11 protein-coding genes are annotated in these 10,930 nt (G+C 72.1%); 6 read left to right on the top strand and 5 right to left on the bottom strand.

Features of this window, described 5'->3' with window-relative positions; translation table 11 throughout:
- A partial coding sequence (locus tag AAG827_RS03930) for a hypothetical protein (RefSeq protein ID WP_341924505.1) occupies positions 1 to 384 on the top strand: 384 nt, incomplete at its 5' end.
- Positions 385 to 447: 63 nt separating this feature from the next.
- Here the strand turns inward: AAG827_RS03930 and AAG827_RS03925 are convergent.
- Positions 448 to 783 (bottom strand): rhodanese-like domain-containing protein, encoded by a 336-nt coding sequence (locus AAG827_RS03925; protein ID WP_341924504.1) that lies wholly within the window; start codon positions 781 to 783, stop codon positions 448 to 450.
- Positions 784 to 835: 52 nt separating this feature from the next.
- On the bottom strand, positions 836 to 1,702 hold the full coding sequence (locus tag AAG827_RS03920; RefSeq protein ID WP_341924503.1) for a DNA-formamidopyrimidine glycosylase family protein: 867 nt from the start codon (positions 1,700 to 1,702) through the stop codon (positions 836 to 838).
- A gap of 74 nt (positions 1,703 to 1,776) precedes the next feature.
- Between AAG827_RS03920 and AAG827_RS03915 the strand changes: the two genes are divergently transcribed.
- The 4 genes from AAG827_RS03915 to AAG827_RS03900 all read left to right on the top strand — a co-directional run bounded on the left by AAG827_RS03915 (position 1,777) and on the right by AAG827_RS03900 (position 5,429).
- On the top strand, positions 1,777 to 2,049 hold the full coding sequence (locus AAG827_RS03915) for a hypothetical protein (RefSeq protein ID WP_341924502.1): 273 nt from the start codon (positions 1,777 to 1,779) through the stop codon (positions 2,047 to 2,049).
- 72 nt (positions 2,050 to 2,121) lie between these two features.
- Positions 2,122 to 3,342, top strand: a complete 1,221-nt coding sequence (locus tag AAG827_RS03910; protein WP_341924501.1) for an ATP-binding protein — start codon at positions 2,122 to 2,124, stop codon at positions 3,340 to 3,342.
- 336 nt (positions 3,343 to 3,678) lie between these two features.
- Positions 3,679 to 4,461: a glycerophosphodiester phosphodiesterase family protein gene (locus AAG827_RS03905; RefSeq protein ID WP_341924500.1), complete on the top strand. Its 783-nt coding sequence runs from the start codon at positions 3,679 to 3,681 to the stop codon at positions 4,459 to 4,461.
- Positions 4,462 to 4,499: 38 nt separating this feature from the next.
- Positions 4,500 to 5,429: a DUF5926 family protein gene (locus AAG827_RS03900; protein ID WP_341924499.1), complete on the top strand. Its 930-nt coding sequence runs from the start codon at positions 4,500 to 4,502 to the stop codon at positions 5,427 to 5,429.
- A 129-nt stretch (positions 5,430 to 5,558) separates the two neighbouring features.
- Here AAG827_RS03900 and AAG827_RS03895 read toward each other — a convergent pair whose 3' ends face one another.
- Positions 5,559 to 6,464: an adenylate/guanylate cyclase domain-containing protein gene (locus AAG827_RS03895; RefSeq protein WP_341924497.1), complete on the bottom strand. Its 906-nt coding sequence runs from the start codon at positions 6,462 to 6,464 to the stop codon at positions 5,559 to 5,561.
- 187 nt (positions 6,465 to 6,651) lie between these two features.
- A complete protein-coding gene (locus AAG827_RS03890; RefSeq protein WP_341924496.1) occupies positions 6,652 to 7,017 on the bottom strand; it encodes a cyclic nucleotide-binding domain-containing protein in 366 nt (121 codons plus the stop codon).
- A 417-nt stretch (positions 7,018 to 7,434) separates the two neighbouring features.
- Here AAG827_RS03890 and AAG827_RS03885 point away from each other — a divergent pair, with 417 nt between their 5' ends.
- The gene (locus AAG827_RS03885) at positions 7,435 to 9,576 is read left to right on the top strand and encodes a DEAD/DEAH box helicase (protein ID WP_341924495.1); all 2,142 of its coding nucleotides are present in this window, start codon (positions 7,435 to 7,437) and stop codon (positions 9,574 to 9,576) included.
- Positions 9,577 to 9,673: 97 nt separating this feature from the next.
- Here the strand turns inward: AAG827_RS03885 and AAG827_RS03880 are convergent, their stop codons facing one another.
- Complete coding sequence (locus AAG827_RS03880) at positions 9,674 to 10,891, bottom strand: arginine deiminase (RefSeq protein WP_341924494.1); 1,218 nt, start codon at positions 10,889 to 10,891, stop codon at positions 9,674 to 9,676.
- Between the last annotated feature and the right edge of the window lie 39 nt (positions 10,892 to 10,930).

The following is a 10,930-nucleotide window of genomic DNA, read 5'->3' as shown; positions in this document are numbered from 1 at the left end:
GACGCCTCGCAGGACGAGTTCTGCGAGAAGTACACGACCGGCTTCCTCGGCGCCTTCGAGGAAATCGACCCGGAGGCCTCCGAGCAGGAGCAGGCCGAGGCGATCCTCGAGTCGCTCAAGTCGTGGGCCGACGACATGTCGGAGGTCGGCACCCCCGAGGACATGTCCGACGAGGCGCGCGACGGCTTCGAGCTGACCATCGAGAGCATCCAGGACCTCAACGCGGACGACCTCCAGGACGAGGAGGCGATGGCCGAGCTCGAGGACGAGCTGTCCGGGGACGACAAGGCCGCAGCTGAGGCCCTGCAGAAGTACGTCACCGACAACTGCGACTTCGGTGGCCTGCCCGGGGGTCTCGAGGCTCCCAGCCTGCCCGCCGAGTGACCTGACCTGAGCCGCCCCGCTGGACCCTCGGGTCCCGCGGGGCGGTCCTGTCCCCGGGCGGCCTCAGACGACCTGCGGCGCCTGGCCGTTCTCGCTGACCATCGGCCGGCCGGCGGCGGCCCAGTCGAGCATCCCGCCGTCGAGGTTGACCACGTCGTAGCCCTGCTGCGCGAGGTAGCCCACGGCCTGTCCCGAGCGGCCGCCGACCTTGCAGACGACCAGCGTCTGCGCGTCGGGCAGGTCGGCGAGGCGCTCGGTGAGCTCGCCGAGCGGCACGTGCACGGCGCCCTCGATGTGGCCGTGCGCCCACTCGACCGGCTCGCGCACGTCGAGCACGGCCAGTCCCTCGGGCAGGGGGTGGGGGACGCCGTCGATGGAGACGGTGGGGATGCCGGTCATGGGGTGTCCTTCGGGTGGGGAGCGACGCGTTCGTGGATCGAGCCGGTCGAGATCATTTCAGCAGCTTGCTCATCCGTCGGTCGGCGAGTGGCTTGCCGCCGGTCTGGCAGGTGGGGCAGTACTGCAGCGAGGAGTCGGCGAAGGAGACCTCGCGCACGACGTCACCGCACACCGGGCAGGGCTGGCCGGTGCGGCCGTGGACAGCGAGGTGGGACTTCTTCTCGCCCTTGAGCTCGCTGGCCGCCAGGCCCCGCGAGCGCTCGACGGCGTCGCCGAGCACCCCGCGGATCGCGGCGTAGAGCGTCTCCACCTCGGCATCGTCGAGGCTGTTGGCGGGCTTGAACGGCGACATCCTCGCGGCGTGCAGCAGCTCGTCGCTGTAGGCGTTGCCGATGCCCGCGATGGTGCTCTGGTAGCGCAGGACCCCCTTCAGCTGCTTGCGTCCCTCGGCCTGGAGGATGCCGCGCAGCACGTCGATGGTGAACTCGTCGGCGAGCGGATCGGGCCCGAGGCGGGCGATCCCGGGCACGTCGGCGGGGTCGCGGACGACGTACATCGCCAAGGACTTCTTGGTGCCGGCCTCGGTGACGTCGAGCCCGGTGCCGTCGTCGAGGACGATGCGCGCGGCCATCGGCGACTTGTTGCTCGGCTTGGGCGGGAGCGCGGGCACCTCGTCGCGCCAGCGGACCCAGCCGGCGCGGGCCAGGTGGAGGCAGAGGTGGAGCCCGGAGGCCTCGATGTCGAGGAACTTGCCATGGCGCGTGACGCCGTCGACCAGGGTGCCCTCGAGTGCGGAGAGCGGCGGGTCGTAGGTCTTCAGGGCGCTGAAGGCGGCGAGGTGGATCTTCGTGATCGCACGTCCGTGGAGCCGGCCCCGGAGGTCCAGGGCCAGGGCTTCCACCTCGGGCAGCTCGGGCACGTCGGCAATCCTAGGTCGAGAACGGCTCCGGGCGAACCGGTGACAGCCCGGGGGATCGCGGCGCATGATGGGGCATGCCCGCCGCACGCCCGCTGCCCGAGACGGGGTCGATCTTCCTCGACGCCCGTGGTCAGGACCGTGCCCTGCGCATCTCGTGGCACCAGGAGGCGGCGGTCGTCGTGCTCTCGCTGTGGCGCGACAACCTCTGCACCGGCTCCTTCCGGCTCGCCGTCGACGAGGTCCCCGACCTGATCGACCTGCTGCGCAAGGGGCTCGACCAGTCCTTCGCGTCGGTCTACCGCCCCGATCCGCTCGAGGACACGGCCGTCCGTCCGAGGGTCGGCTGAGGCGCGACGCGCCGAGTAGCCCTCGATCGGGCAATCTAAGGATCTCGCTAGAGAGCCGGATAGCGTCCTCGCATGGACCCGATCCGCAACCCCTACGCGCCCGGCGCCGGCCAGCGACCGCCCGAGCTCGCCGGTCGTGACGAGCAGGTCGGCGCCTTCGACGTGGTGCTCGAGCGGGTCGCCAAGGGCCGCCCCGAGCGGTCGCTGGTGCTCACCGGGCTGCGCGGGGTCGGCAAGACCGTCCTCCTCAACGCCCTGCGCTCGCAGGCGGTCCGCAAGGGCTGGGGCACCGGCAAGCTGGAGGCGCGGCCCGACCAGCGGCTGCGCCGGCCGCTGAGCAGCGCGCTGCACCAGGCGGTCCGCGAGCTCGCCCACCCCGAGCAGGAGCAGGCCGACCACGTGCTCGGCGTGCTGCGCGCCTTCGCCCAGCGCGAGGCCGGACCCACCGCCAAGCTGCGCGAGCAGTGGAGCCCCGGGATCGACGTACCTGCTGCGCGCGGGCGCGCCGACTCCGGCGACATCGAGATCGACCTCGTCGAGCTGCTCACCGACGTCGGCGGGCTCGCGGCCGACGTGGGCAAGGGCGTGGCGGTCTTCATCGACGAGATGCAGGACCTCGGCCCCGACGACGTCTCGGCGCTCTGCGCGGCCTGCCACGAGATCAGCCAGTCGGGCCTGCCGGTCATCGTGGTCGGCGCCGGGCTGCCGCACCTCCCCGCGGTGCTGAGCGCGAGCAAGTCCTACTCCGAGCGGCTCTTCTCCTACCAGCGCATCGACCGGCTCTCGCGCGCCGAGGCCGACCGTGCGCTGACCGCGCCCGCCGACGACGAGGACGCGGCGTTCGCCGAGACCGCGTTGACGGCGATGTACGCCGCGACCGGCGGCTACCCCTACTTCATCCAGGCCTACGGCAAGGCCGTGTGGGACCTCGCCCCCCGCTCGCCGATCACGGCCGAGGACGTCGCGGTCGCCGCGCCCGAGGCCGAGCGTGAGCTGGCGGTCGGGTTCTTCGGCAGTCGCTACGAGCGCGCGACCCCGGGGGAGCGCGACTACCTGCGCGCGATGGCGGACGCCGCGGTCGCCGTCGCCGAGGCCGACCCGGCGGGCGAGGGGGTCGACGTGGTCGGCTCGGTCGCCACCTCCGATGTCGCCGCCCAGCTCGGCAAGAAGCCGCAGTCGCTCTCGCCCGCGAGGGACTCGCTGCTCAAGAAGGGGCTCATCTACTCCGGGGAGCGCGGCCGGATCGCCTTCACCGTGCCGCACTTCGGCCGCTACCTGCGCGAGAACGCCTGACCTGCGCGCCGAGTCGGCGTGATGTTGCCGGGCGTACGCCGAGTCGGCGTGATGTTGCCGGGCGTGCGCCGAGTCGGCGTGATGTTGCCGGGCGTATGTGCAGGGCGCTGCAGGGCGTCCAGTCGTGTGCCGCAGACCCCGCTGCAGCACCGTGTGAGGCACACGACCGGGCAGTCGACGCGCGTCGACCGACCATGCTGCCGAGTCGTGGGTCCCCGACCGCGCCCTGACGCAGCCTCCGGCACACGACTCGACCAACCCGATCCCAGCAACATTGCGCCGACTCGGCGGGTGGGCCTCGGCGTGGCGGATCTCGATCCGCGACACAATGGCGCCATGAGGCCGCAGGTCGTCGCTCACCGGGGCGCGAGCCACGAGAACGCCGAGCACACCCTCGGGGCCTACCTCGCCGCGCTCGATGCCGGCGCCGAGGGTCTCGAGTGCGACGTGCGCCTGACCGCCGACGGGCACCTGGTCTGCGTGCACGACCGTGACCTCCGTCGTACGGCGAGCCGGCGCGGTGTCGTCTCCACCCTCGATCTCGCGGAGCTCTCCGAGCTCGACTTCGCCGCCTGGAAGAACCCGTGGACGGACCTGGACGACGAGGCGCCCGACCGCGACGAGGAGCTCGACCGGGTCCTCACCCTGCGCAAGCTGCTCGAGACCGTCGCCGACTACGACCGTCGGGTCGAGGTGGCGATCGAGACCAAGCACCCGACCCGCTACGGCGGGCTGGTGGAGAAGCGGCTCGTGGAGATGCTGCGCGACTTCGGCTGGGACAAGCCCGGCTCGCCGGTGCGGGTGATGAGCTTCTCGTTCACCGCGCTCCAACGGGTCGAGCGTCTGGCGCCCGACGTGCAGCTCGTGCAGCTGGTCGAGCACCTGCCGACGTGGTCGATGCTGCGGCGCGTGATCGGTCGCGACTGGGTCGTGGGGCCGGGCATCGAGCTGCTGCGGGAGCACCCCCGCTTCGCCCAGCGCGTGCTGCGCAGCGGGCACGACGTGCACGTGTGGACGGTCAACACGCAGGCAGACCTCGACCTGTGCATCGAGCTCGGCGTCAAGGCGGTCATCAGTGACCGCCCGGCCTACATGCTGGAGCTGCTCGACCAGCGCTGATGTGCCCGGGGGCCCATCGGCCCAGTAGGTTCTGGCCCATGGCCAAGAGCTCCCGCACCAAGACCCGCGACTCCGCCCCCGCTGGAGAGGTCGCCCCCCGTCAGCCCTGCCCGTGCGGCTCGGGCAAGCGTTACAAGGCGTGCCACGGCGCCAAGGGTGGCGCTGCCGACGTGTTCGTCGGCCGCCCCTTCGAGGGACTGCCGTCGGAGTGCGACATCGTCGCGATGCGCGAGCTGGTGCCGGCCGCCACCGCGACCCTGACCGTCGACAAGGCCGGTGACCGCCAGGTCCGGCTCGCCACCCTGCTGCCGATGGCGGCCCCGGCCATGTCCCGGGAGAGCGGCGAGGTCTGGCTCGGCCTCCAGGTCCAGCACAACTACGGCGACCCGTCGCGCGACCTCGCGGCGGTGCTGCTCGAGGCGATCGACGCCGAGCCCGGCATCGTCGGCCTCACCTCCGCGCCCGGCGAGGGCCCCCGGCTCCAGGACCTGGTCAGCGACGCGACCCTCGAGGTGACCGTGCACGACGGCTTCGACTACTGGGTCGCCGACGTCGAGGACACCAGCGGCATGGAGAGCGCCCTCGAGCAGGCCAACCAGTCGGCCACGCCGACCGCCCGGCTCAGCTCGGTCGAGGCGGCCTACTGGACCAACGTCGGCACCAAGGAGCACCTGCGCTGGGTCATGCCCGAGCCCGAGGACCAGCTCCTCGACGCGCTGGCCCGTCTGCACGTCTCGGGCGCCGACGTCATCGCCGAGGGCGCACGCCTGGTCGGCATGTTCCGCGCGCACGGCCTGCTGGCCCCCGTCTGGGACCTGCCCGTCGGCACCGGCGCCGCCGCCCTCGAGGAGCCGGCCGCGACGTTCAAGGCCGCGCTCGACCAGGCGCTCGCCGACACCTCCGACCTCACCACCGAGCAGCGTGCGGCCCGCTCGGGCCTGGCCAACCGTCAGGTGACCATCCGCTGACCGATGCCCGCAGGGGTATCCGGGATCACAACCACGCCGGTTAGGTGACGCCCTCGGCCCCCACGTAGCGTGAACCACTGGTCCGGCCGTTGCTGAATCCCCCGTCTGCAGCGGCCGGACCTTCCAGCGTCAGCCGTCCTGCCCCGGGCGGGACCTGGGTCGGCGCAGCGCCCAGGCCCGCAGGCGCGAGTAGCCCTTGACCGACACGCGCCGCATCCGCCGGAACGCGTACGGCGACCCGCCGGCGTCGCTGTCCGCCTCGCCGTCCGCGTCCTCGTCGTGGACCCGTCCGGAGAGCCGCTCGTAGGCGCCCTGGTCGACGACGACCGTGCCCGGCCGGGCCAGTGAGGTGAGTCGGGAGGCGATGTTGACCGTCGGGCCGAAGACGTCGCCGAGACGGGTGACGACCGGCCCGTAGGCGATACCGGCGCGCACCTCGGGGAAGCGGTCGGCCTCGTCGCTGCCGCGCGCGGTCATGGTCAGGGCGATCTCGGCGGCGGCGTCGACGTCGTCGGCCACCACGAGCACCTCGTCGCCGATGTTCTTGATGATCCGACCGCCCCGGTCGAGGACCAGCCCGAGGGTCTCGCTCTCGAAGTGCTCGAGCCAGTCGACCAGCTCCGCCTCCGAGAGCGACTTGCTGCGCGAGGTGTAGCCGACGATGTCGACGAAGACCACGGCCTGGCGTACGACGGGCGAGCCCGGCGCCTCGACGGCCAGCATCCGGGAGCCGGCGCTGGCCAGGTGCCGACGCCACACGTAGGACTGGAGGGCGTCGACGCGCGGCAGCACCTCCTCCGTCAGCTGGGCGAGGGTCTCGGCGGGGTCGGCGTCGCTCTCGAGCGCCCGGCTGGTGAGCAGGGTGGTCTGCCACTCGGCCAGCCGCGCATAGCTGCGGCCCCACGTGCGCACCAGCGCCGCCTGCCGGTCGGGGCCGAGGATGCCGAGGTCGATGAGGTCCCGGGTGTGGCGCAGGGCCTGGACGTCGAGCGGGGTGAACGCGACGGCGTCGTCGGTCTGGGTCGGGAAGCCCATGAGTCGCCACAGCTCGGCCGCGACCTCGGGGGCGACGCCGGCCTGCTCGGCGACCTGGAGCCGGGTCAGGCTCGGGGTCTCGCCCAGCAGGTAGGTCTCGACGACCTCCAGAGCGCCGGCCAGGAGCTCCGGGTCGGGCGGCTCCCGGCCAGCGGTGCTGTCAGGGTCCTCAGGCGGTGTCAGGTGCTCATCCCAGGCGCGACTCGGCGACGGCCTCGAGGGCCGTCTTGAACTTGGGCATCTGGTCGCAGAGCTCGCGGACCGTCTCGGAGGTGAAGTGGATGACCTCGAGAGGCGTCAGGGCCACGATGGAGGCGGTGCGCAGCGAGTGGCCGAGGATGGCCTGCTCGCCCATGAACTCACCCGGGCCGAGCTGGGCGATCTCCGCGCCTCCCTTGCGCACCGACACGGTGCCGTCGATGAGGATGTAGGCCTTGTCGGCGGGGGTGCGCTCCCAGATCGGCGACCAGCCCTCGGGCAGCGTGACGTGCCTGCCCTGGGCGCTGATGCGCGCGACTTCCTGCGGTGTGAACGAGTCGAAGAACGAAGCCATGCCGAGCCTTTCGAAGTGGTGCTCCCGCACGGATCCTCCCTGCTCCACCCGGCACTGTCCAGCAAACGCGCAGGTGACCTGCGTCCCGGCCGGCAGGTGGCCTGACGGGTCCCGATCCGGTGATCCCCGCGGGGAGCGCTAGCATGGTGGCCAGCACCGACCGACCGCAGCGCGGAGTCGTCGAGCGACGACTCGGATGGCGGGGGTCGATGATGCGTTCCCCAGCAGGGGACGCAGGTCCCACACCGGGGGCGGACCGACGAGGTCCACCGCGATCGATAGCGCGTGTATCGGTGGGATCACGTCGGGGAGTGGCACGTCCACGCCTCCGGCGTCGTCCGAGGTCCCGAAGCGGGACGACGTACGACACCCAGGTCCTGCCGCGGCGCGCGCGGCAGACGCTCATCAGGAGGAGCTTTGGCCCGACGAGGCCAGCGCCAGTCCGGCGCGACCCGCACCAACCCGCGCAACCAGCGCCGGGCCCGCGACCTCGACAACGAGGGCGTCATCCCGGTCCTCGCCCGCGCCGTGCGCGAGGTCGAGACCCGCGCCCAGCGCGGCCCCGTGCCCCGGGAGGGGCGCACCAAGTTCCAGGTCGTCGCGCTGCTCGTGCGTGAGGAGCGCTTCCGGCTCAAGGCCGACACGACCGTCACGGAGGCCCAGCGGGCCGAGCAGCTCAAGCGGCTCGACGGCATCGCCACGATCCTCGCCAAGACCGCGGCACGCGACACCTCGCTGCTGGTCCTGCTCGCCGAGGACGCCGAGGTCTCCGACGCCGCGCGCGACCTGCGTCGTGAGCTGATCGCCAAGGCCGGCATGGAGCCCGAGCCGGAGCCCGAGCCCGAGCCGGAGCCCGTCCTCGCGAGCGCCGCCACCGAGCGCCGGGTCGTGCCGCAGTCGGTCGTCGCCCGCCAGCTGGCCAACCCCTTCCTCGTCCCCGACTTCTCCGCGGCCCCGCCGCGCCCCGCCGGCCCCCGACGGCTGGCCAGCTGGGAGCTGATCAACCCGCTGCTGACCTCCTTCGAGCGGGCCTCCGGCGGCGCCAAGGCGTGCATGGACCTGCCCGAGACGGGCGCCGTCCAGGCCCCGGGTCAGCTCCAGCTGATGCACCACCAGGCGCAGGTCGTCGCCGCCGCCGAGGCGGGGCACCGCACCTTCCTGCTCGCCGACGAGCCGGGACTCGGCAAGACCGCGCAGGCACTGCTCGCGGCCCAGGCCGCCGACGCCTACCCGCTGCTGGTCGTCGTCCCCAACGTCGTCAAGACCAACTGGGCCCGCGAGGCCCACCTCTGGACCCCGCACCGTCCGGCGACCGTGATCCACGGTGACGGCGAGACCGTCGACGGCTTCGCCGACATCGTGGTCGTCAACTACGAGGTGCTCGACCGCCACGTCGGCTGGCTGGGCAACCTCGGTTTCAAGGGCATGGTCGTCGACGAGGCCCACTTCATCAAGAACAAGTCCTCCCAGCGCTCCCAGCACGTGCTCCAGCTCTCGGAGCGGATCCGTGCCCGCACCCCGCGACCCCTGCTGATGGCGCTGACCGGCACCCCGCTGATCAACGACATCGAGGACTTCCGCGCGATCTGGCAGTTCCTGGGCTGGATCGACGACAAGAAGCCGCTGGCGCAGCTGATGGAAGGACTGGAGGACACCGGCATGACGCCGGTCGACCCGGGCTTCTACCCCGCCGCCCGTGCCGCCGTGATCGACATGGGCATCGTGCGTCGCCGCAAGGTCGACGTCGCCTCCGACATCCCCGCCCGCCGCATCGCCGACCTCCCGGTGGAGCTCGACGACGCCGCCGGACGCTCGATCCGCGACGCCGAGCGCGAGCTCGCCCGCCGCCTGGTGCACCGCTACGAGCGCGCGCTCGAGACGCGCACCTCCGGCATCACGGTCGAGGGCATCGACCACGAGCTCGTACGCCGCGTCGCCGGCTGGGAGCGCGACGACACCACCACCGCCAAGGCGGAGGAGAACGTCTTCGCCATGATGCGCCGCATCGGGCAGGCCAAGGCCGGTCTCGCCGCCGACTATGCCGCGCAGCTCGCGCGCAACGTGGGCAAGGTGGTCTTCTTCGCCAAGCACGTCGACGTCATGGACGTCGCCGAGGAGACCTTCGCGCGCCGGGGGATCGGCTACACCTCGATCCGCGGCAACCAGTCGACCGCTGCCCGCACCAAGGCGATCGACTCGTTCGTCAACGACCCCGAGGTCCAGGTCGTCGTCTGCTCGCTCTCCGCTGCCGGCGTGGGCCTCAACCTCCAGGTCGCGTCCAACGTCGTCCTCGCCGAGCTCTCCTGGACCGACGCCGAGCAGACCCAGGCGATCGACCGCGTGCACCGCATCGGTCAGGGCGACCCCGTCACCGCGTGGCGGATCATCGCCTCGCAGACCATCGACACCAAGATCGCCGAGCTCATCGACTCCAAGGCCGGACTCGCCGCCCGCGCCCTCGACGGCTCCGACGAGGAGGTCTCCGACTCCGCCGACATCCAGCTCGAGGCGTTGGTCGCCCTGCTCACCGAGGCGCTGACGGAGAAGCTCGGGCTGTAGGCCGGCGCCCAGCCGGGAAAGTACGGGACGTTCTCGACACTCTGAAACGCTTCAGAGGTCGAAAACGTCCCGTACTTTCCGGGCCTGGCAACCTGGCTCAGACGGTCAGCGGGTCCCGGGCGATCGGGCAGCTCATGCAGCGCGGGCCGCCGCGGCCGGAGCCGAGCTCGGAGCCGGCGATCCGCACGACCTCGATCCCGGCGTCCTCGAGCCGCTCGTTGGTCTCGTCGTTGCGCTCGTAGGCGACCGCCACCCGCGGCGCCAGCGCCAGGGTGTTGTTGCCGTCGTCCCACTGCTCGCGCTCGGCGGTGACCGGGTCGAGGCCGGTGTCGATCTGGTGCAGCTGCTCGATGCCCATCGCCTTGGCCGCTGCGACGAGGAACGGCTCGGCGGCCGCGACCTGGAGGATCAGCGTGCCGTCGTCGGCGGCACCGTCGGCCGTCACGGCGTAGGCCATGAGGGAGTCGGCGATGTTGGGGTACATCACGATCTTGTCGACGTCGACCATCGTGCAGACGGTGTCGAGGTGCATCGTGGCGCGCTCCTGCGCGATGGGTACGGCGAGCACGGTGTCGGCCAGCTGGGCCTCGAAGACCTGGCGGGCGAGGCGCTCGACGCCGGCGGGCGTCGTGCGCTCCCCGACGCCCACGGCGATGACGCGCGGGGCCAGCAGCAGCACGTCGCCGCCCTCGACGTGCTCGAAGTGGTGGCCGTGGATGCGCGGGGTGCCGGCGAAGCGCGGGTGCAGGCTGTAGATGATCTCGGTCAGCTGGGTCTCGCGCTTGCGCGCGGGCATCGCCAGCGACGTGATCGCGACCCGGTCGTGCACCCACACCGAGGAGTCGCGGGTGAAGAGCAGGTTGGGCAGCGGGTCGATGAGGAAGTCGTCGCGTGCCATCAGCGACGTGACCAGGCCGAAGCCGCCGCGCACCTCGTCGTTGCGGATCCCGGCCGTCAGGTAGCCGGTCAGCTCCTCCGGCGACGCGTCGTGCAGGAAGCCGCCCAGGTAGTGGCGCATCGTGTCGCCGAGGTCGAGATCGGCCAGCGCCGTCGCGATCGCGCTGTCGCGCGCCTCGGCCGTGCCGAGCGTGTCGGTGAGCAGGTCGGTCAGGTAGAGCACCTCGACGTCGCGGGCGCGCAGCGCCTCGGCGAAGGCGTCGTGCTCCTCCTGCGCCCGGGCCACCCACGGGATGCCGTCGAAGAGCAGCTTGTCGTTGTTGCGCGGAGTCAGTCGCTTCAGCTCGTTGCCGGGGCGGTGCAGCATCACCGTCCGCAGCCGGCCGACCTCGCTGTCCGAGCCGTGGGTCGCAGTCATGGTGCTCAGCCTAGGGGCACGCAGCGGTCGCAGCCGAGG

The sequence above is a fragment of the Nocardioides psychrotolerans genome, from assembly GCF_943371775.1.
In the GTDB taxonomy this organism is placed as follows: domain Bacteria; phylum Actinomycetota; class Actinomycetes; order Propionibacteriales; family Nocardioidaceae; genus Nocardioides; species Nocardioides psychrotolerans_A.
The sequence above is the reverse complement of the archived record's forward strand: the minus strand, read 5'-3'. Positions and strand labels throughout refer to the sequence as shown.